This is a genomic window from Nisaea denitrificans DSM 18348 (assembly GCF_000426505.1).
Classification (GTDB): domain Bacteria; phylum Pseudomonadota; class Alphaproteobacteria; order Thalassobaculales; family Thalassobaculaceae; genus Nisaea; species Nisaea denitrificans.
The window spans coordinates 44,638-65,091 of record NZ_AUFM01000020.1 but is presented as its reverse complement, the minus strand read 5'-3'; the positions used below and the strand labels follow the sequence as shown (position 1 = coordinate 65,091).

Below are 20,454 nucleotides of genomic sequence, written 5' to 3'. Positions count from 1 at the left end.
GCCTTTGGCCTCCGCTCTTTAAGATCTGATCGGGCGGCTATCCGCCACCACCGTTCCTACTTTTCGGGGATCAGGCCTTTCGGCGCAAAACGCATGACCAGCAACAGGATCGCGCCCATCAGCAGGTAGCGCATATAAACGGAACCGGCGACGAGATGATCGGCCAGGGCCGATCCTTCCGGCATCGGAGCGGTCACGACATTCATGACCCAGCTTCCGAGCGGCTCCGCCTGGATCCAAAGGAACCAGATCACGAACCCGCCGAGCACCGCGCCCCAGTTGTTGCCGGACCCACCCAGGATCACCATCACCCAGATCAGGAAGGTGTATCGCAGCGGAATGTAGCTGGTCGGCGTCAGCTGACCGTCGAGGGTCGCCAGCATGGCACCGGCAACACCGCAGACGGCGCAGCCGAGCACGAAAACCTGCAGGTGCCGGGCCTTCACATCCTTGCCCATGGCCGCAGCCGCGTCCCGGTTGTCCCGGATCGCCCGCATCATCCGCCCCCAGGGCGATTGCAGGGCCCGCTCGGCCAGCCACATAATAATGGCCAGTACGGCAATGAAGAGCAGGGCGTAACAGATCTTCACAAACACACCGGCTGCTTCCGACGTGTCGCTCACCCCAAGCGAGGAGGCAAAGGAGATGAACCAGTCCGCCTCGACAAGATCCACCTCGTAGGGCACCGGGCGCGGAATGCCGGTGACGTTCTTCACCCCGCGCGAGAGCCATTCCTCATATTTGATGATGGCGATGATGATCTCTGAAATGCCGAGTGTTGCGATCGCCAGATAATCTGCGCGCAGGCCGAGAGAGATCCTCCCGATCAGCCAGCCCGCACCGGCCGCCACAAGACCGCCGACAGGCCATGCCAGCAGGACCGGCAGGCCGAGGCCTCCGAGATAGCCCGTCAGCGCGGGATCAATCGCTTCGATCCGCTCCGTCGCCGGACCGAAGAAATGCATCGTCAGGAAATAACCGGGGATAAGCAGAAGAACCACCACATACGGGCGTAATCCCCGCGGAACGGCACGACGGGCGAGCAGGATGGCGACGACGGTTCCCGCAAGCGACAGCAGCGAAAGGAAAAGATCGCCTCCCGCGACCTCCCACGCCTCCTGCACAGGCGCCATGGAAATCAGCACGGCGGCAAGCGCGCCAAGCGCGGTGAAGCCCATGATGCCGACATTGAACAGGCCGGCATAACCCCACTGCATGTTCACGCCGAGCGCCATGATCGCCGAGATCAGACACAGATTCAGAATGCCGAATGCAACGTTCCAGCTCTGGAAAAAGCCGACCGCGATCAGCACCAGGCCCATCAGACTGTAATAAAGGGCGACCGTCTTCGTCATATGACTTTTCCTCGAATGATGCCCGTCGGTCTGACCAGAAGAACAGCCACCAGGATGACGAAAGACACCGCGAATTTGTAATCGGTGGAAAGCAGCTGGACGAGCCCGTCAGGCACCCAGCCGTCCGGGCCGAGATAGGCCAGGAAGCGCTTGAACGCATAGGTCACCATCACTTCCGAGAAAGCGATGATGAAGCCGCCAAGCACGGCCCCCACCGGCTGGCCGATACCGCCCAGAATGGTCGCGGCGAAAATCGGCAGCAGGATCTGCAGGAAGATGAAAGGCTTGTAGGTTTTGTCGAGACCGTAGAGCGTGCCGGCAATAGCCGCTAGGGCGGCCGCGATAATCCAGGCAATCAGAACCACCTTCTCCGGATCGATACCGGAGAGCAGCGCCAGATCCTCATCATCGGAATATGCCCGCATGGCCTTGCCCCAGCGCGTCCTTTGCAGGAACCAGAACAGGAAGGCGACGACGATCAGCGCGACCACCACGGTGATCACCTGGCTTTGCTTGATGGCGATGCCCTGATCAAGGCCGGTGGCCGCCTTGAATTCCCGGACGGTGACCAGGAATCTGGCGCCGTCCGCGAAACTCTGGTCGTCCGGGCCGATGATGATACGGATCAGCCCCGCCATCACGAACATGACGCCCACCGACACGATGGCAAAAACGATCGGGTTTGACCGCTTGCGGCGGTAGAAGCGGAAGACGAAACGATCCGTCAGACAGGCCATGCCGATGGCGGCGAGAATGCCGATCGGCAAAGCCAGAAGCGCCGTTGGCAATGGCGAAATGCTGACCCCTTGCGATTGCAGGAACCAGGTAGCGAGGATCGCCGCCATGGCGCCGAAGGACATCATCTCGCCATGGGCAAAATTGGCGAAGCGCAGGATGCCGAAAATGATCGTGACCCCGAGCGCACCGAGCGCGAGCTGGGCGCCATAGGCGAGCGCCGGGACGAGGACGAAATTGCTGAGCAGAGCGAATGCGTTGGCGATATCCATCTCAGCCCCCGAGGAAAGAACGGCGAACTTCCTCGTTCGCCAGAAGGGCCTCGCCGGTATCGGTGAAGCGGTTGGTACCCTGCACGAGAACAAAGCCGTGATCGGCTATCTCCAGCGCCTGGCGTGCGTTCTGCTCAACCATCAGAATGGCGATACCTGTGCGCGCGATCTCGACGATCTTGTCGAACAGCTCGTCCATCACGATCGGCGAGACACCGGCCGTCGGCTCATCCAGCATCAGCAATTTGGGTTTGGTCATCAGGGCGCGGCCGACCGCGACCTGCTGGCGCTGCCCGCCGGACAACTCGCCCGCCGGCTGGTTGCGCTTCTCGGCCAGGATCGGGAACAGGGAGAAGACCTGCTCCTTCGACTCCGAGATGTCGTCATCACGAATGAAGGCGCCCATCTCGAGGTTTTCCTCGACGGTAAGCGAGACGAAGACGTTCCGGTTTTGCGGCACGACCCCCATGCCGTGACGCACCCGTTCCTGCGGCGCCATGGAGGTAATGTCCTCCCCGTCGAAGACAACGCTGCCCTCGCGCAGGGTGAGCATGCCGAACACCGCCTTCATCGCCGTCGACTTGCCGGCCCCGTTCGGCCCGACAACGACGGCGACTTCGCCGCGTTCGACGCGCAATTCACAGTCTGTCAGGATATCGGCCCCGCCATAGCCGCCGGTCATGCCGGTCGCGGAAAGAAAACTCATTGTTCCGACACCCGCTTGTGTTTGCGGCCGGTCCCGAGATAGGCCTCGATGACCTCTTCGTTGTTCATTACCTGATCGACGGTGCCTTGCGTCAGCAGCTTGCCCTCGGCCATGACGATGACCGGATCGCAAAGCCGGGCGATGAAATCCATGTCATGCTCGATCAGGCAGAAAGTGTAGCCGCGCTCCTTGTTCAGGCGCTGGATCGAGCGCGCGATGGTCTGTAGCAGCGTCCGGTTCACGCCGGCGCCGACCTCGTCGAGAAAAACGATCTTGGCATCGACCATCATGGTTCGGCCGAGTTCGAGCAGCTTCTTTTGTCCCCCGGAAAGATTACCGGCGAGCTCATTCTCAAGATGCTGGATTTCCAGGAATTCGATTACGTCGCGGGCGCGTTCGCGGACCTTTTGCTCGGTCTCGCGCACCGCGGCGAAATTGAACCAGGCATGCCGCAAATCCTCACCGGACTGGTCGCCCGGGACCACCATCAGGTTCTCCAGCACCGTCAAGCTGGAAAACTCGTGAGCGATCTGGAAGGTACGCAGCAGTCCCTTGTGGAACAGCTCGTGCGGCTCCAGTTCGGTCACATCCTCACCATCGAGATAAATCTTCCCCGATGTCGGCGGAAAAGCGCCGGCGATGATGTTGAAGAGCGTCGTCTTCCCCGCCCCGTTCGGGCCGATGAGCCCGGTGATGGAGCCTTGCTGGATTTCCAGCGACACGCCGTTGACGGCGTGGATGCCACCAAATCGCTTGGTGACGTTTTCAACTCGGATCATTTTTCAGTCCATATAGGCGAAACGGTCAGGCTGACGCCCGACCGTTTCCCAATAAAGTCTCTGCCTGACCGATCAGTGATAACCGACGGTTTTCCATTTACCGTCAGCAACCGTGGTCTCGCGGAAGCTGCCCGCGGACTCGCCCGGCGCGATCAACTCAAGCGCGGTGCCGCCGACATAGTCGATGTCGCCGCCATCGGCAAGAATCTTGAGTGCTTTCGCGAGTTCACCCGGGAAGATCTTCTCGCCGGGAGCATTCGACACCTTCTCGATATGGCTCTTGTAGGCTGCCGGATCGGTGCTGCCTGCGGATTGCATGGCCAGCAGAAGAATGGCAGACGCGTCATAAGCTTCCGGAACATACGGGTCGTCGCCCTTGAAGCCCTTGCCCTCGGCCAGCTTTGCCAGCAGCGCCGCGCCCGGGCTGTCGGTGCCCGGATTGGTGCCGATGGAACCATCGAGGTCGGCGCCGAAATGATCGGTCAGCGCTTCGCCGACCATGCCATCAGGCAGAACGAAGCGATCGAACGCACCGGTATCGAGCGCAGCCTGGATCATGCCCTTGCCGCCCTGGTCGAGATAACCGGCAACGATCAGGATATCGCCGCCAGCGGCCGCGAGCGTTGCGACTTCAGCGGAGTAATCGGCTTTGCCGTCTTCATGCGCCGCAACGGCGGTGATCTTGCCGCCCTTGGCTTCGAAAGCGGACTGGATCGAGTCAGCCAGGCCCTTGCCGTAATCGTTGTTGGTGTAGGTCAGAGCGGCGGACTTGATGCCCTGCGCGACAAGTACAGTGCCGATGATCTGGCCCTGACGGGCGTCGGACGGAGCGGTGCGGAAAAAGAGACCATCATCCTCAATGGTGCTCAGAGCCGGCGACGTGGCCGACGGGGAAATCATCACCATGCCGTTCGGGCGGGCGACATTGTTGAGAACCGCAGTGGTCGCGCCGGAACAGGTCGCGCCGACGATACCGGCAACCCCCTCTGACGTGATCAGGCGGTCGGCAGCGGCCGTCGCTGCAGCCGCATCGACGCAAGTGCTGTCGCCACGGACGGACACAACCTTCTTACCGCCGAGGAATGCGCCACTGTCGGACACTTCCTGGATGGCCATTTCACCACCAAGCGCCATCGGCTTGACCAGTGATTCCGTCGGGCCCGTAAAGCCCTGCAGCATTCCGATTTTGACGGCGTCTTGCGCATGAGCAGCTGTCGTCGACATTACCGCCGCACACAACAACGGTAGAAATCGTTTCATGGTCGCTTCCTCTATAAGGTTTCGTTTCGTGATTCTGAACACTATACAAATCCCCGGACGCCCGGCAATGCCAAGCGATTCACTCTTGATCGAATCTGCTATCCCGCCAAGCCACACACTTCAGGCTGAGATTTCTGGCAGCATTCCAACGATCGCTGCCATCACCCGCCCGAAAGAGGCGCGGGACCGTGCAGATTGCGTGCGTCCGCGAAAGTATCCATGGACGAGGCCCTTTTCCTCGACCCACTCGGCTTGCCCGCCCTCATCCCGAATTCGGGCACAATAGAGATCGCCGTCCGACGACAGGGGATCGCATTCCGCCGTGAAGACAATTGTCGGCGGCAGGCCCAAAAAGTCCGGATCGGCGTAGGGAATGAGCCGCGGGTCGGAATAGTCCGGGTTGTCGTTGGTGCGCAGCCGGAGATAGACATCGAGATCCGCCTCCGCCAACAATGGCGCATGGGCGTGCGTGACACGACTGCCGCCATTTCCGGGACCGCACAGAGAAGGATAGACAAGCACCTGTCCAATCGGCGGGCGCGGCAAGCTGCGAGCATGATGCGCGAGGCAGGCGGCCAGATTGCCGCCAGCGGACTCTCCCATCAGCATGACCGGCTTGCCGATGGTCCTGCTTATCCATTCGAAAGCAATGCAGGCATCTTCGAATGCCGCCGGATGCGCGTGCTCGGGGGCAAGCCGATAATCCACCGCAAGCACCTGAAACCCTGTACGGGCGCAGGTTTCGGCGCAGATATCGTCGTGACTTTCCAGGCCGCCCAGAACGAAGCCGCCGCCATGGAAATAGAGAATGGCCGCACGGTTATCCGGCTCCTCCCGCCGATAAAGCCGGACCGGCAGCGCTCCATCAGGGCCTTCAAGCGAAAAGGTCCGCGACGTTACATTCTCCGGCGACGCCTCCCGGAAAACCTCGGACATATGGTCATAGATCCTGCGGTTCTCCGCCATCGGAAGATTCAGGGATTCCGGTGGATAGAACCCGTTCATCCGGTCAATAAATCCGAGAACTTCCGCATCCAGGTAGGCGCGATAATTCATAGTCAGAATTGTCCCCATAAAGCCTGACGCTACTACAGACCGGATCAGATCCCGTGCTCAACCCTCTTGCGATGGCTCCAGATCGCCTTACATCCGCCGGCCGAGCCGTGCCGGTAGAGGGTCGAGCAGGCTGCATCATAAATCCCGTCTTCCGATGCACTCATCAGCGCCTCATCTTGCCTGGAAACGCAGCGTGGAGACTCATAACGGGAGCTTACTCCGCAGTTCGGAAAATCAAGCTGCTGACGGGGGGCTGTTTTCTGACTAAAGTTCATTGTCTGGTAGGATTTGGGAACTATCTCGTCAGACAGGCAACAGGGCCGACCACAAGGATAACCTTTGATACCTCAAGGCAACTCCCAATTTAGAGCAACATCGCCGCTCGGCAAATGGCCTCAGGTACCCGCGCTTGCGTCCGGCTGGTCTTACGGGTGTTGCCCTCTCGATGCGCGCTCCCAGAGTTTCGGGCCATTCGCCAATCTGGTTGAAACCTGGCAACAGCGGCGACCGGACGGAGGCGGCTTGCCGCCGCGCAAGGCATTCGAAATCAATGATTTCGAGGCTTGGCTCGGCCGGATATTCATCGCCAAGATCGAGCGTGATCCGATAGACATCCGTTTCACGCTCTGGGGCACCACGCTCGCCGATTGGTGGGGTGTCGATTACACCGGGGAGACTCTCGGAAAACAGTCGGAAAGCCCCGAGAGCTGGGAGACTGAACGGCGCTATTTCGAGGTCATGTCAAAGGAGCCCTTTATCGGCATCGCCGGGGGGCTTCTCACGCAACACGGGCGCGATCATATCAAGGTCCTCGGTCTGGACCTTCCGCTATCGGCAGACGGAGGCGGATTAGACCAGGTGCTGTCGGCACACATCAGGATAGATCTAGACGAAACGTTCAGCACGATAGCGCCGGACTGCCCGATCACACCGTTTGACGGCAACGATCCTTAAGCAGACCTAGCCGGTAGAAATCAGGCTGAAATCCTAACGGGCCCACGCTCTCCACCGCTCTCTCTGACCACGGCGGCGCGCGCTGCTGCATCGGCAAAGACGGCTCCCACACCGATCAGCACCGGCCGGTCAAATCCGATCTCGTCTATCCCGTCACCAAGCGCCGACAGGGTACCGAACCAGAAACGCTCCCCAGACCGGCTGATATCCCGCGCCACAGCGACCGGCGTCTCCCCCGGCAGGCCAGCGTCGAGGAGACGGGAAGAGATTCGTCCGCCCATGCGCCCCCCCATGTAAAACAGCGTCGTCGTCGCGGGGTCGGCGAGACCTTTCCAGTCAAGCGTTTCCGGCAGACCGCCATCCCGCGAGTGACCGGTGACAAAGCGAACCGATTGCGCCCGGTCACGATGTGTCAGCGACGTGGCGAACGCCGAGGCCATGGCCACGCCAGCAGTCACGCCCGGCACAACCGTCACCGGGATGCCGGCATCCTCCAGCTCCGCGATTTCCTCGCCCGCGCGCCCAAAAACCATCGGATCGCCGGACTTCAAACGCACTACGTGCTTGCCCTGCCCCGCCAGCTTCACCATCAGCGCGTTGATGTCTTCCTGGCGGCAGGAATCGCGTCCACCACGCTTGCCTACCAACATGCGCTTGGCCTCGCGCCGGGCCAGCTCAAGCACCTCGTCCGACACCAGATCGTCGAACAGGATGACGTCCGCCGATTGCAGGACACGGACAGCCTTGACGGTCATCAGATCCGCCGCGCCGGGTCCGGCGCCGACCAGTGTGACCTTGCCCTGACGTGCCTCTTTATCGGCACCGATCAGGCGGGAGATGAACCCGGAGGCATTGCCGGACATCCGGTCCGGCTCCGCCCCGGTAAATGCAAAATCGACAAACCGCTCCCAGAACGCGCGGCGCCCGGCGCCCGGCGTGCACCGAGCCATCACCTCGTCGCGGACACGTTCGGCAAGAGCGGCCCACGCAGTCAGCGCGCGCGGCAGAACAGTTTCGATCCGGCGGCGCACCGCCTGGCCGAGGATCGGTGCCGCACCGCTGGTCGAAATGCCGACCACCACCGGTGAGCGATTGACGATGGAGCCGAACTGGACCTGACAGTAATCGGGCTTGTCGATCACATTGACGATGACACCGGCGGCGCGTGCCGCCGCGTGAAAGCGAGCCGCTTCTTCATCGGACCCGGCATCACAGATGGCGAAAGCCATGCCGTCGAGATCCGCAGCACTCCAGTCCCGCCCGATCCGCATGATTTCGCCGGAAGCGGCACCATCTCTCAGCAGATCCTGCATCTCTTCGGAGACATCTTCGGCAAAGACGGAGACCATGGCGCCGGAAGCTGCCAGCAACTCCGCTTTCCAGGCGGCCGCTTCCGTGCCGCCTGCGACCAGCACGGGCTTGCCTTCAAGTGTGCAGAAGACAGGCAAAACCGACAAAGGTTCCAGCCGCACCGGGCGACGCTCAACCGGTTTTCTGATGTCTCGCATGATCGATAATCCTCTGGATTTCACCACGACATGAACCGCAATTGCTACCGGCGGAAAGCACGGCGCCAATCTCGTCGACAGTCGCCGCCCGTCCATCCGCAACGGCACCCGCGATCCGGTTGATACCGACACTGAAGCAGGAACAGATGATCGAGCCTTCCTCGACTTCACCGGCAGCGGGCCGTCCGGCGAGCGTCAAAAGCCGGTCCTGCGGCCGGCTGAAATCCGCTTCGAGAAGCCCGGCCGCCCAATTACGGGAAGCGGCAACGGGCTCCGGCCCGACGAACAAGGCGCCGATCAGCCTGTCATTCTCGAATGCCGCGAACCGGTGATATCCGCTGCTTTCATCCAGGAACGAAAGAATCTCCTGACCCGTCTCCATACCGAACAGTGCACGGGCATATGCCGGCCAATCCTCCGGATTGGTGTCGCCCGCCAACTCCAGACGCCAGCCGCCCGGCGCCGTCGCCAGCGCCCAGTAGCTGCCCGGGACGTCCTGTGGACGCTCATTCAGGACTGCGAAGCCGAACCATTTTGGGATGACGGACGAAATCCGAGCGAATGTTCCCTTCAGCGCGGGTTGGCCAGATACCGGGTCTGTATCCGGCTTGATCACGGCACCAATCCGGCCCGCATTTGAGAATTGGGCCGTCCAGTGCATCGGCGCAAAAACCGTCCCCGGCGCAACCCGCTCGGAGCGTAGAACCCGGAGTATTGCAGTCCCAAAACCGGACTCGACACGGGCAAGCCCAGCCGCATCCAACCCGAGCGCATCTGCGTCGCGAGGGTGAATTTCCAGAAACGGCTCCGCGATATGCTGCGACAGCCGGGCGGATTTTCCGGTGCGCGTCATGGTGTGCCAGTGATCGCGGACCCGGCCAGTATTCAGCCTGAAAAGGCCCGGCTCCCGTGCCCGCTTGGCTGGCGGCGTGACCGGTATGAGTCTCGCCCGGCCATCCGCCGTGGGAAACCCGCCAGTAGAAAACAGCCGCTTCTCGCCCTGACGCTTTTCCGCGCCCGCAAGCGGCCACTGGAACGGTACCATCTCGTCAAATTCAGCCGCGTCGATATTGGCATGGGCCGCTAGCGAGAAGAGCCGTGCGCCTTCGTTCCTGTACTCGGAAAGCCGGGCATGCTCCCGATAGATGTCCGCCGGAGACTGAAAGGGAAAAGCCTCGGCAAACCCCATCCGGCGTGCAATCTCGGAGACAATCCACCAGTCGGCCTTTGTTTCTCCCGGAGCATTAAGAAAAGCCCTTTGTCGGGAGATCCGGCGTTCCGAATTGGTGACGGTGCCGTCTTTTTCGCCCCAGGCCGTCGCCGGAAGCAGCACATCCGCATGCAGGGTCGTATCGGTCTTTTCGATCACATCGCTGACCACCACGAACGGGCAAGTCTCCAGCGCCTTTGTCACCAGATCGGCATTCGGCAGACTGTCGGCCGGGTTCGTCGCCATGATCCAGAGCGCCTTGATCCGGCCATCGGCCACCGCGTCGAACAGATCGACGGCCTTGAGACCCTGACCATGCGGCAGGCTATCACTGTTCCAAAAACCGCCGACGACATCGCGAGCCACCGGATCGCCCAGATCCATATGGGCGGCAAGCTGGTTCGCGAGGCCCCCGACTTCCCGTCCGCCCATCGCATTCGGCTGCCCGGTGACGGAAAACGGTCCCATTCCGGGACGGCCGACCCGGCCCGTTGCCAGATGGCAATTGATGATCGCGTTCACCTTGTCGGTGCCGGAGGCGGACTGGTTCACGCCCTGGCTATAGACCGTGACGACACGCTCCGTCCCGGCATAGGCCGCGTAGAAAGCCTGGATCGTTCCCTCGGACAGGCCGGTCGCTTCGGCGACACGCTCCACCGTCCATTCCGCCGCCGCGGCAACGGCTTCGTCAAAACCCGCCGTATGCTGCGCGATATAGGAGCGGTCGAGCGTCCCCGTCTCGGAGAGGTGTCGCAGCAATCCGTTAAACAGGGCCGCATCGCCGTCCGCCTCGACCGGCAAGTGACTGTCTGCAGCATCGGCCGTCACGGTGCGGCGCGGATCGATGGTCACGATCCGCATCTCGGGCCGCCGCTCCCGCGCCGCCACGACACGCTGGAAAAGCACCGGATGGCACCAGGCGAGGTTGGAGCCGACCAGGATCAGCAGATCTGCCTGTTCCAGATCCTCGTAGGTGCCGGGGACGATATCCTCACCGAAGGCCCGCTTGTGACCGGCGACAGACGAAGCCATGCAGAGCCGCGAATTCGTGTCGATATTGGCGGAGCCGATGAAGCCCTTCATCAACTTGTTAGCGACGTAATAATCCTCGGTCAGGAGCTGTCCCGAAACATAGAAGGCCACCGAGTCCGGCCCATGCGCGGCGATGCTCTCGGAAAACCGGGACGCCACCAGATCGAGGGCGTCGTCCCAGCCACTCTCCCTGCCGCCGATCTTCGGGTGCAGCAGGCGGCCCTCCAGATCGACCGTCTCAGCGAGAGCGCTGCCTTTCGAGCACAGCCGGCCGAAATTCGCCGGGTGATCAGGGTCCCCAGAGATCCGCACCGCGCCGTCCGCCGCTGTTTCGGCAAGAACACCGCATCCGACCCCGCAATAGGGACAGGTGGTGCGGACCGGCGCGGATGATGTCTCCGTCATTCCGTCTTCCCGGAGCCACCCGACAGCGAAACGGAGACAAGGCCGTCGGCGTCCTTGCGCACTTCATAGGTCCGCACGCAGCCCTGATCGGCTCCCATGGCGTCCCCGGTCTGCAAATCGATCACCCAATTATGCAGCGGGCAGGTGACGGCGCCGTCATGCACAATGCCTTGGCTGAGCGGACCGCCCTTGTGCGGGCATTTGTCGTCGATCGCGTAGACCTCGTCCGTCTGGGTCCGGAACACGGCAATCGGGCCACGCGGCAGAAGCACCTGCCTGGCGCCCCGGCGCGGAATGTCCGACAGGCGGCCGATGGTGAACCAATGCTGCGCCTTCGGTTCGGTCGATGTTGGGCTCAACTCGTTCATTCCGCAGCCTCCCGCATGGCGATCCGGTTCATCGGCGCGAATTCATGAGCGTCCTTGCCCGCGACACGCTCGGCCCAGGGATCTTTCTGGGCGAAGCGCTGCGAGTAGAGGAACTTCTCGAAAAGCGCGGTCCGCTTCGCCTCGTCCTCGACGACCTGCTCGCGGATCGCGTCGAGACCGACCCGGTCCATCCATTTGTAGATGCGTTCGAGATAGCGACCCTGCTCGCGGTAGAGCTGGACCACGGCGGCGCAATATTCCAGCGCCTCGGCCTCCGTCTCCACGCTGCACATGACTTCAGTGCCTTTGATATGCATGCCCGCCGCGCCGCCAACATGCAGCTCGTAACCGGAATCGACGCAGATCACGCCGATATCCTTGCAGGTCGCCTCGGCACAGTTCCGGGGGCAGCCGGAGACCGCCATCTTCACCTTGTGTGGTGTCCAAGACCCCCACATCATCTTCTCGATCTTCACGCCAAGACCGGTCGAATCCTGGGTGCCGAACCGACACCAGTCGGTACCGACGCAGGTCTTCACCGTGCGCAGGCCCTTGGCGTAGGCATGGCCGGAGACCATTCCGGCGGCATTCAGATCCGCCCAGACTGCAGGGAGATTTTCCTTCGGCACGCCGAGAAGGTCGATCCGCTGACCGCCCGTGACCTTCACGGACGGAATGCCGAACTTGTCCACCACATCGGCGATGGCGCGGAGTTCCTGTGAGCTGGTCATCCCGCCCCACATCCGCGGGACGACGGAATAGGTGCCATCCTTCTGGATGTTCGCGTGCACCCGCTCATTGATGTAGCGCGACTGGTAATCGTCCTCGTACTCGCCCGGCCAGTCCGCCACGAGATAGAAGTTCAGCGCCGGGCGGCATTTCGCGCAGCCGCAGGAGGTCTTCCATTCCAGCTCCTGCATCACCGCCGGGATCGATTTAAGCTCCTTGGCGACGATCAGACGGCGCACATCGTCATGGCTGAGATCCGTGCATCCACACATCGGCTGCACCGCATCCGGGACAAAGCCGTCGCCGAGCGTGAAGGCCATCAGCTGCTCGACCAGACCGGTGCAAGACCCGCAGGAGGCAGAGGCCTTGGTGCGAGCCCGCACCTCATCCAGCGAGGTCAGGCCATGCTCCGTGATGGCACCCACGATTTTCGATTTGCAAACGCCGTTACAGCCACAGATTTCCGCATCATCCGGCAAGGCTGCAACGGCCGCCGTAGGGTCCAGCGGGGACCCTCCGGCATAGTTCTGACCGAAGATCAGCGTCTCGCGCATCTCTTCGATGGAGGCGCCGTCGCGCATCAGTTGGAAGAACCAGGCCCCGTCCTTGGTGTCGCCGTAAAGCACGATGCCGATGAGCTTGTCTTCCTGGATGACCAGGCGCTTGTAGACACCGTTCGTCGCATCCCGCAGGACAATCTCCTCGCGATCCTTGCCCTCGGCGAAATCCCCAGCGGAGAACAGATCAATGCCGGTGACCTTGAGCCGTGTCGAGGTGACCGAGCCGGTATAGGTCGCGCTGCCATCTTGCAGCCGGTCCGCCACAACGGCAGCCATCTCGTAAAGCGGCGCGACCAGCCCGTAGGCCGTGCCGCGATGCTCGACGCATTCGCCAACCGCGAGGATGTCCGGATCGGAAGTCTGCATGGCATCGTCGACGACAATGCCGCGATTGACCTCAAGGCCTGCATCGCGCGCCAGATCGCCGTTCGGCCGGATGCCGACAGCCATGACCACAATATCCGCCGGAAGCTCTGTCCCGTCATCGAGGCGCACACCCTCAACACGGTCCTCACCTATGATCTCGTGCGTGTTCGCTGCGGTACGGACCTTAATGCCGCGCGCCTCGATGGCACGTTCAAGCAGGTATCCCGCCGCCGTGTCGAGCTGACGCTCCATCAGGGTCGGCATCAGGTGCAGGACGGTGACGTCCATGCCCCGTTCCTTCAGCCCTGCCGCCGCTTCCAGACCGAGCAGGCCGCCGCCGATGACGACCGCCGATCCGCCAGACTTGGCGGCTTCGAGCATTGCCTCGACATCGTCCAGATCCCGATAGGTCAGCACCCCGTCCAGATCCTTGCCCGGAATGGGAATGATGAAAGGAGAGGAGCCGGTCGCGATCAGCAGCTTGTCGTAATCAACGACGCTGCCATCGGCACCGGTGACCTGCTTCTTCTCCCGGTCGATGGCGGTCGCCTTGCAGCCTTTCTTCAGGGTCAGACCGTGCTCGGCATACCAGGCATCGTCATGGATCAGGATGTCCTCGTAGCTTTTCTCACCGGACAGGACCGGCGAGAGCATGATCCGGTCGTAATTGACCCGGGGTTCCGCGTTGAAAATGGTGATCTCGTAGGCGTCGGGTGCCTTTTCCAGCAACCGCTCCAGCGCCCGCCCAGGCGCCATACCGTTTCCGATCACGACGAGTTTTTTTCTTATTGTCATGATGATCTCCGTTTCCACCCTTTAAGCCGCCTCGTCCTTGGAACTGGCGGGAGACGATGGCGCCGGAGCCGGTTTCTTCGGATCGGCGCCACCTTCGTAATCAGCAAGGAATTGCAGGACCTGCTGGCGATAGCGGTAGTAGTCGGGATGATCGAGCAGTGCCCGGCGCGAACGCGGCCGTGGCAGGTCGACTTCCATGATTTCCCCGATGCGGGCGTTCGGCCCGTTCGTCATCATCACCACCTTGTCGGCCAGCAGAATCGCTTCATCGACATCGTGGGTGACGCAGATCGAGGTCACTTGGGTACGGCTCCAGACCTCCATCAGGACTTCCTGGAGATCCCAGCGCGTCAGACTGTCCAGCATGCCGAACGGCTCATCCAGCAGCAGCAATTTGGGAGACAGGGCAAATGCCCGGGCAATGCCGACGCGCTGCTTCATGCCGTTGGAAAGATCCTTGGCGGACCGGTCCATGGCATCGGCAAGGCCGACGCGGGTCAGGTAATATTCGACAATGTCGCGGCGTTCGCTTTCGGAGGCATGCGGATAGACACGCTCCACCCCGAGCTCGACATTCTGCCGGGCCGTGAGCCATGGCATCAGGGAAGGCGCCTGGAACACCACGCCCCGATCCGGCCCGGCACCGGAAACTTCATGCCCGTCGAGAATGATCCCGCCACCGCTTATGTCTGTAAGGCCGGCGACCATCGACAGCACCGTGGACTTGCCGCAGCCCGAATGCCCGATCAGCGAGATGAACTCACCCTGCTTCAGTTTCAGATCGAAACCGTCGACGACTGTCAGCGGGCCTTTTGGCGTCGGGTAGACTTTCCGGACGTCCGAGAACTCCACATACCCTTCCTGGATCGCGGACTTCGCAGTGTCCCGATAGACTTTCGGCGGCGCATCCTTCCGGGTGATCGGAACCACTTGCGGCAGCGATATGCTTTCGTCCGCAGTACCGGCCGCAGTCGCGCCGATATCCATCAGGTACTGGGTGATCTCCGCCCGCAACCGCTTGAAGGTCGGGTTATCGTTCATTGCCGAACGTTCGCGTGGGCGCGGAATATCCACCTTGAAGTCGGGGCCGAGCGTGGCACCCGGTCCGATCGTCAGCGGGATCACCCGGTCGGCGAGCAGCAGGGCTTCATCAACATCGTTGGTGATCAGGATCACCGTCTTGCGGTCCCGGCTCCAGATCTGCTCGATCTCGTCCTGCAGCTTCGCCCGTGTCAGCGCATCCAACGCGGAAAGCGGCTCGTCCAGCAGCAGCATCTCCGGGCTCATTGCCAGGGCGCGGGCCACCGCCACACGCTGCCGCATGCCGCCAGAAAGCTCCGCCGGCCGCCGCTCGGCGGCATGGCTGAGGCCGACCATGGCAATCGCCGCCTCGACGCGCTGACGCCGCTGGGCCCTGCTTTCACCGGAGAAAATCTCGTCCACGGCAAGCGCGATGTTGCCCTGAACAGTGAGCCAGGGCATTAGCGAATAGCTCTGGAACACCACGCCCCGGTCGGGGCCCGGCCCTTTCACCGGCGCCCCCTTGAGCAGGATCTCACCCTTGTCCGCCTCTATCAGTCCGGCGATCGCGGAGATCAGGGTGGTTTTTCCGGAACCGGAGAAGCCCAGGATGGCGACGAATTCGCCTTCATCCACCGTCAGGTTCACATCCTCCAGCACCGAGGTCCGGCGATCGCCAACACCGTGGGATTTGGAGATATTTCTAAGTTCGAGAAATGCCATCCGACCGCTCCTCACCGGGTTTCCGAGAAGGAGAACATGGTCTGCAGCGCCATCATCACCCGGTCCAGCAGGAAGCCGATGATGCCGATGGTGAAAACCGCGACCATGATCTTGGCAAGGGACTGGGAGGAGCCGTTCTGGAACTCATCCCAGACGAACTTTCCGAGCCCCGGATTCTGCGCCAGCATCTCGGCCGCGATCAGCACCATCCATCCGACGCCGAGCGAAAGACGCAGCCCGGTGAAGATCAGCGGCATGGCGGACGGCAGCACCAGTTTGATGACCTTGACCGACCAGGAGAGATTGAGCACACGCCCAACATTGATCAGGTCCTTCTCGATGCTCGCGACCCCGAGCGCCGTATTGATCAGCGTCGGCCAGAGCGAACAGAGCGTGACCGTCACCGCGGAGATGATGAAGCTCTTGGGGAACATCTCGCTGTTGGTTGTCGACAGGGCCGAGACGATCATCGTGACAATCGGCAGCCAGGCGAGCGGGCTTACCGGCTTGAAGATCTGGATCAGCGGATTGAGCGCCGCCGTGGCCGAGCGTGACAGGCCGCAGATAACCCCGATGGGCACGGCAAACAATGTGGCAATGCCGAACCCGAGCGCGACAGTCACCAGCGACGTGCCGATCTGGTCGAGATAGGTCGGCTGGCCCGTGTAGTTGCGGTGCTTGACCTTGTCCGCCTTGCCGGCGGCAATCAGCTTCTCGTTGCGTTTGTCCTGGCGGAGATAGAAGGCGTCCTCCTTCTCCCGCTCACGCATATGGTCGGCATAGAGGCTTTCCACCTGCTCCCAGACACCCGCCGGACCCGGAACCGTGCCAAGAGATGTCTGCACCATCGGCGCCGTCATCGCCCAGAGAGCCAGGAACAGCCCGATACCCAGCGCCGGCAGCCCGAGGCTGCGCCAGAGCTCTCCAAGCTGCACGGACGGATTGTCTCCGGCAGCAATCTTCAGCAGCGGCGAAATCCAGCCAAGCGCGACGAGATTGAGATACGGGTCCAGCCGGGCAATCCGTGCAAAGAGCCGGTCACGGCGTGCGGCGCGGGCTTTCTCCGTTGCTTCATCGGGGAGCTGCATCGCATCTGTTGCGGTCATTATCTGCGTCCTCGGTATTATTTGGATCAGACAGGAATGGGGAGCGGGCCGGCGACTGGGGACGCCGGCCCGGCTCCGTTCAGCCTCCGGCAACCTGGTTGCCGGTGACGATTTCCTTGCCCTTCAGGCCGATCGGGAACTGCTCCAGATAGGCGTTGGGCGTACGGCCATCGAAGGTCTTCTCGTCGATGAACTCGGACTGCGGCGCGCGGTATCCATCCGTCTCCCAGGGGAAGTCGGCCTTCGCCACATGGCCTTCCTCGACCAGCATCTTCGCGGCCTTCAGATAGAGATCCGGGCGATAGACCTTGCGCGCGACCTCGTCATACCAGGCATCGGTCTTGGCTTCCGTGATCTGCCCCCAGCGACGCATCTGGGTCAGGTACCAGACTGCGTCCGAATAGAAGGGGTAGGTCGCGAAATAGCGGTAGAAGACGTTGAAATCCGGAACCGAACGCTTGTCGCCCTTCTCGTATTCGAAGGTGCCGGTCATGGAGTTGGCGATGACTTCCTTGTCCGCGCCGACATATTCGGAGCGGGACAGGATCTCGACAGCTTCCATGCGGTTGGCATTGTCGTTCTCATCCAGCCACTTGGCGGCACGGATCAGTGCCTTGGTCATGGCCAGCGTGGTGTTCGGGTATTTCTCGGCGAACCCGGCAGTGATACCGAAAACCTTCTCCGGATTGTTCTTCCAGATCTCGTAGTCGGTAATCACCGGCACCCCGATACCCTTGAACACAGCCTGCTGGTTCCACGGCTCACCCACGCAATAGCCATAGATGGTTCCGGCTTCGAGGGTGGCCGGCATCTGCGGCGGCGGCGTCACGGAGAGCAGCGCGTCGCCCAGGATCTGGCCGGAGATGTTCTCCTTACTATAGAAGCCCGGATGAATACCGCCCGCGGCGAGCCAGTAGCGCAGTTCGTAATTATGGGTCGAGACCGGGAACACCATGCCCATGTTGAAGGGCTTGCCTTCGGCCTTGTACTGCTCGACCACCGGCTTCAGGGCGTCCGCCTTGATCGGGTGAACCGGCCTGCCGTCCGCGCCTTTAGGAATATGCGGCAGCATCTGCTCCCAGACCTCGTTGGAAACGGTGATGCCGTTACCGTTCAGGTCCATGGAAAATGGCGTGATGATATGGGCCTCGGTGCCGAACCCGATGGTTGCGGCAAGCGGCTGGCCAGCCAGCATATGGGCACCGTCGAGCTCACCGGTGATCACCCGGTCCAGCAGCACTTTCCAGTTCGCTTGCGGCTCCAGGCTGACGAACAGCCCTTCATCCTCGAAATAGCCCTTCTCGTAGGCGATCGCGAGCGGGGCCATATCCGTCAGTTTGATGAAGCCGAACTTCAGCTCGTCTTTTTCAACGTCGAGCATTTCGGCACTGGCCGGTCCGGCCAGGGCGGCGGCGCAGACCAGCGCGGCCGATAGCATTCTCAATCCACGAACGAGTTGCATCTTGTCTCTCCGACTTCGGCCTTGCGTGACACTTTTCCTGTCCGCTGGCCGGATGTTGTCCGAGGGCATAAAAAAAGCCGCCGACCCCGAAGTCCGCGAAACGCGGTACTCTGGATCGAGCGGCTTTGCCCGGCTACCGCCCCGTCATCGGGGCTTTATGTGCAGACGGCCCGCCTTTGGGCCTGTCCGTATCTCGCAATGCAGCATAAACCAATTTCAGAGTTGCACAAGAGCGAAAAGATGAAAAATTGACCAAATAGGTTTTTTGCCTATTTTTTATTCACCTGCTCAATTTAGTCGCGCTCACTCACTCGGCGCCGGGTCGAAAACACCCCCGTCGCAGAAGGCATCCGGGCCAAGAAACAGGCGACCAAGAGCGGATGCCGCCGGCGTTGATTCATGCAACGCGCCCTCGACTTTCGAATTGGCACTCGGGATCGCAATGCCGAGTGGCGTCAGGGCTTCGCGATAGAGGTTCGGCGCCATGGTATTGCGGACCACGCGCTGCAGCTCCGGCGTTGCCGAGACAAAGCCCCAACGCTCCATCTGCGTCAGCAGCCAGAGCGCCTGGGAGAGCCAGGGGAAACTCGACGCCCCGTCCTGGAAAACCACGAAACGGTCTATTTTTCCCTGCAGCCCCTGCGGCGTTCTGGTCAGATCACCCGACAGCGCCCGCTCAATCACCTCCGCCGAGAGATCAAGATAGGCCTCTCTCGCCAGCAGCTCGGAGAGTGTCACCCGATTGCTCGGGTCCTGCACCCAGGCGGACGCCCGGTAAAGCGCACGCAGCAGGCCCTGCACAGCACCCGCATTCGCCTCCGCCCAGCTTCGGCGCATCCCGAAAACCTTCTCCGGCGCTCCGGCCCAGATCTCGGTCGCGGACAGGAAAATCGAGGCCTCGCCCCGGTCCACCGCGACTGAGCCCCAGGGCTCCCCGACCATCATCCCGTCAATGACCCCGTTGCCAATCGCCTCCGGCATCAGCGGCGGCGGAACAACCTCGATCCGGACATCGCGAGCCGGGTCTATACCTTCGGAAGCAAGCCAGTAGCGCAGCAAAAAGTGATGGGTCGAAAAGAAAAACGGCACCCCGAATGTCACTGGCCGCCCCAGGGCCCCCGCCCGAATCCGGGCCGCAACATCCTTCGCCCCGGCATCCGGAGGCAGCCCCACCGCCTCAAGAAAAGCGGAGGTGGCGCAGAGAACATCGCCGTTGAGATTCAGAACATAGGGCACGATCAGATCGGCTGGCGGTCCCGCCAATCCGAGATTCGTCGCCAGCGCCATCGGTGCCAGCAGGTGGGAGCCGTCATAGAGCCCAACCGCAAGCTTGTCGCGGATATTGGACCAGGAAATCTCGCGGTGAAGCGAGACCTCAATGCCTTCCTCGCGGGCGAAGCCGATTTCCTTCAGGGCGACCAGCGGCGCTACGTCGACCAACGGGATAAAACCAATCCGGATCTCGGTCATTGGTGAAAGAGCTCCGCAGTAGTCACAATACCCTCGGCAATCTCGACGATCCGCCTATTCTGATTCATCGCGGTGTTGCGCAGGAGCTTGTAGGCCTCCTCCTCCTCAATCCCCCGCATCTTCATCAGGATGCCCTTTGCCCGGTCGATCAGCTTGCGCTCGGCAAGCGCGGCCTTGGCCGTGTCGAGCTCGGTCTGCAGGCGGGTGAAAGCGTTGTAGCGGCTGATCGCCAGGTCCATGACCGGCTTGATCCGCGCCTTGGCGAGACCGTTCACGACATAGGCACCGACACCAGCCTCGACCGCTGCCGCAATCGAACTCTCGCCGGTATCGTCGACGAACATGGCGACGGGTCGCTTGACCTGGCGCGAGACCTCGAACATCTGCTCCAGCATGTCGCGGCTCGGTGCCTCGAGGTCGATCAGCACGGCGTCGGGATCAAGCTCGCCCAGCCGTTCCAGCAGCCGGTCCGTCTCGGCGACGACCACAACATCCGGAAACCCGGCCTCTGCAAGTGCCTCCTTGATCAGGCCGGCACGCTCGTTCTGCAGATCAATGACAACGATCTTCATGGAATAACAGG

At 61.8% G+C, this 20,454-nt stretch carries 16 protein-coding genes; 1 reads left to right on the top strand and 15 read right to left on the bottom strand.

The features are described from left to right. Window positions 1-56: 56 nt before the first annotated feature. The 6 genes from K328_RS0115205 to K328_RS24265 all read right to left on the bottom strand — a co-directional run bounded on the left by K328_RS0115205 (window position 57) and on the right by K328_RS24265 (window position 6,163). Window positions 57-1,355 carry a branched-chain amino acid ABC transporter permease gene (locus tag K328_RS0115205; protein WP_028466706.1) on the bottom strand — a complete coding sequence of 433 codons (1,299 nt, stop codon included), beginning with the start codon at window positions 1,353-1,355 and terminating at the stop codon, window positions 57-59. Then, window positions 1,352-2,362: a branched-chain amino acid ABC transporter permease gene (locus K328_RS0115200; RefSeq protein ID WP_028466705.1), complete on the bottom strand. Its 1,011-nt coding sequence runs from the start codon at window positions 2,360-2,362 to the stop codon at window positions 1,352-1,354. The genes K328_RS0115205 and K328_RS0115200 overlap by 4 nt, the downstream gene beginning before the upstream one ends. Window position 2,363: 1 nt before the next feature. Next, window positions 2,364-3,068, bottom strand: coding sequence for an ABC transporter ATP-binding protein (locus K328_RS0115195; protein ID WP_028466704.1), 705 nt, complete (start codon window positions 3,066-3,068; stop codon window positions 2,364-2,366). Then, window positions 3,065-3,847, bottom strand: coding sequence for an ABC transporter ATP-binding protein (locus tag K328_RS0115190; protein WP_028466703.1), 783 nt, complete (start codon window positions 3,845-3,847; stop codon window positions 3,065-3,067). Before K328_RS0115190 ends, K328_RS0115195 begins: the two co-directional genes overlap by 4 nt. Window positions 3,848-3,919: 72 nt before the next feature. Then, the gene (locus tag K328_RS0115185) at window positions 3,920-5,107 is read right to left on the bottom strand and encodes an ABC transporter substrate-binding protein (RefSeq protein ID WP_028466702.1); all 1,188 of its coding nucleotides are present in this window, start codon (window positions 5,105-5,107) and stop codon (window positions 3,920-3,922) included. 120 nt (window positions 5,108-5,227) lie between these two features. Continuing rightward, window positions 5,228-6,163, bottom strand: coding sequence for an alpha/beta hydrolase (locus tag K328_RS24265; protein ID WP_036554558.1), 936 nt, complete (start codon window positions 6,161-6,163; stop codon window positions 5,228-5,230). A gap of 339 nt (window positions 6,164-6,502) precedes the next feature. Between K328_RS24265 and K328_RS0115170 the strand changes: the two genes are divergently transcribed. Beyond that, complete coding sequence (locus K328_RS0115170) at window positions 6,503-7,117, top strand: PAS domain-containing protein (protein ID WP_084608334.1); 615 nt, start codon at window positions 6,503-6,505, stop codon at window positions 7,115-7,117. A gap of 20 nt (window positions 7,118-7,137) precedes the next feature. Here K328_RS0115170 and cysG read toward each other — a convergent pair whose 3' ends face one another. The 9 genes from cysG to K328_RS0115125 form a co-directional block, all read right to left on the bottom strand. Next, window positions 7,138-8,625: a siroheme synthase CysG gene (gene cysG / locus K328_RS0115165; protein ID WP_028466699.1), complete on the bottom strand. Its 1,488-nt coding sequence runs from the start codon at window positions 8,623-8,625 to the stop codon at window positions 7,138-7,140. Beyond that, the gene (locus K328_RS0115160) at window positions 8,600-11,272 is read right to left on the bottom strand and encodes a nitrate reductase (protein WP_028466698.1); all 2,673 of its coding nucleotides are present in this window, start codon (window positions 11,270-11,272) and stop codon (window positions 8,600-8,602) included. The genes cysG and K328_RS0115160 overlap by 26 nt, the downstream gene beginning before the upstream one ends. Continuing rightward, window positions 11,269-11,640, bottom strand: a complete 372-nt coding sequence (gene nirD / locus K328_RS0115155) for a nitrite reductase small subunit NirD (RefSeq protein ID WP_051284959.1) — start codon at window positions 11,638-11,640, stop codon at window positions 11,269-11,271. The genes K328_RS0115160 and nirD overlap by 4 nt, the downstream gene beginning before the upstream one ends. After that, window positions 11,637-14,090 (bottom strand): nitrite reductase large subunit NirB, encoded by a 2,454-nt coding sequence (nirB, locus tag K328_RS0115150; RefSeq protein ID WP_156901386.1) that lies wholly within the window; start codon window positions 14,088-14,090, stop codon window positions 11,637-11,639. The genes nirD and nirB overlap by 4 nt, the downstream gene beginning before the upstream one ends. 21 nt (window positions 14,091-14,111) lie before the next feature. Then, window positions 14,112-15,833, bottom strand: a complete 1,722-nt coding sequence (locus tag K328_RS0115145; RefSeq protein WP_028466695.1) for an ABC transporter ATP-binding protein — start codon at window positions 15,831-15,833, stop codon at window positions 14,112-14,114. 11 nt (window positions 15,834-15,844) lie between these two features. Further along, window positions 15,845-16,939: an ABC transporter permease gene (locus K328_RS0115140; protein ID WP_028466694.1), complete on the bottom strand. Its 1,095-nt coding sequence runs from the start codon at window positions 16,937-16,939 to the stop codon at window positions 15,845-15,847. A 79-nt stretch (window positions 16,940-17,018) separates the two neighbouring features. After that, the gene (locus tag K328_RS0115135) at window positions 17,019-18,401 is read right to left on the bottom strand and encodes a CmpA/NrtA family ABC transporter substrate-binding protein (protein WP_028466693.1); all 1,383 of its coding nucleotides are present in this window, start codon (window positions 18,399-18,401) and stop codon (window positions 17,019-17,021) included. Between the two features lie 303 nt (window positions 18,402-18,704). Further along, window positions 18,705-19,871, bottom strand: coding sequence for a CmpA/NrtA family ABC transporter substrate-binding protein (locus K328_RS0115130; RefSeq protein WP_028466692.1), 1,167 nt, complete (start codon window positions 19,869-19,871; stop codon window positions 18,705-18,707). Then, window positions 19,868-20,443: an ANTAR domain-containing response regulator gene (locus K328_RS0115125; RefSeq protein ID WP_036554591.1), complete on the bottom strand. Its 576-nt coding sequence runs from the start codon at window positions 20,441-20,443 to the stop codon at window positions 19,868-19,870. The genes K328_RS0115130 and K328_RS0115125 overlap by 4 nt, the downstream gene beginning before the upstream one ends. Window positions 20,444-20,454: the final 11 nt, after the last annotated feature.

What these genes read in the sequence shown, in the direction of transcription:
- K328_RS0115205 (WP_028466706.1), bottom strand. Translation starts at nt 1,355, where the DNA reads ATGACGAAGACGGTCGCCCTTTATTACAGTCTGATGGGCCTGGTGCTG.
- K328_RS0115200 (WP_028466705.1), bottom strand. Translation starts at nt 2,362, where the DNA reads ATGGATATCGCCAACGCATTCGCTCTGCTCAGCAATTTCGTCCTCGTC.
- K328_RS0115195 (WP_028466704.1), bottom strand. Translation starts at nt 3,068, where the DNA reads ATGAGTTTTCTTTCCGCGACCGGCATGACCGGCGGCTATGGCGGGGCC.
- K328_RS0115190 (WP_028466703.1), bottom strand. Translation starts at nt 3,847, where the DNA reads ATGATCCGAGTTGAAAACGTCACCAAGCGATTTGGTGGCATCCACGCC.
- K328_RS0115185 (WP_028466702.1), bottom strand. Translation starts at nt 5,107, where the DNA reads ATGAAACGATTTCTACCGTTGTTGTGTGCGGCGGTAATGTCGACGACA.
- K328_RS24265 (WP_036554558.1), bottom strand. Translation starts at nt 6,163, where the DNA reads ATGAATTATCGCGCCTACCTGGATGCGGAAGTTCTCGGATTTATTGAC.
- cysG (WP_028466699.1), bottom strand. Translation starts at nt 8,625, where the DNA reads ATGCGAGACATCAGAAAACCGGTTGAGCGTCGCCCGGTGCGGCTGGAA.
- K328_RS0115160 (WP_028466698.1), bottom strand. Translation starts at nt 11,272, where the DNA reads ATGACGGAGACATCATCCGCGCCGGTCCGCACCACCTGTCCCTATTGC.
- nirD (WP_051284959.1), bottom strand. Translation starts at nt 11,640, where the DNA reads ATGAACGAGTTGAGCCCAACATCGACCGAACCGAAGGCGCAGCATTGG.
- nirB (WP_156901386.1), bottom strand. Translation starts at nt 14,090, where the DNA reads ATGACAATAAGAAAAAAACTCGTCGTGATCGGAAACGGTATGGCGCCT.
- K328_RS0115145 (WP_028466695.1), bottom strand. Translation starts at nt 15,833, where the DNA reads ATGGCATTTCTCGAACTTAGAAATATCTCCAAATCCCACGGTGTTGGC.
- K328_RS0115140 (WP_028466694.1), bottom strand. Translation starts at nt 16,939, where the DNA reads ATGACCGCAACAGATGCGATGCAGCTCCCCGATGAAGCAACGGAGAAA.
- K328_RS0115135 (WP_028466693.1), bottom strand. Translation starts at nt 18,401, where the DNA reads ATGCAACTCGTTCGTGGATTGAGAATGCTATCGGCCGCGCTGGTCTGC.
- K328_RS0115130 (WP_028466692.1), bottom strand. Translation starts at nt 19,871, where the DNA reads ATGACCGAGATCCGGATTGGTTTTATCCCGTTGGTCGACGTAGCGCCG.
- K328_RS0115125 (WP_036554591.1), bottom strand. Translation starts at nt 20,443, where the DNA reads ATGAAGATCGTTGTCATTGATCTGCAGAACGAGCGTGCCGGCCTGATC.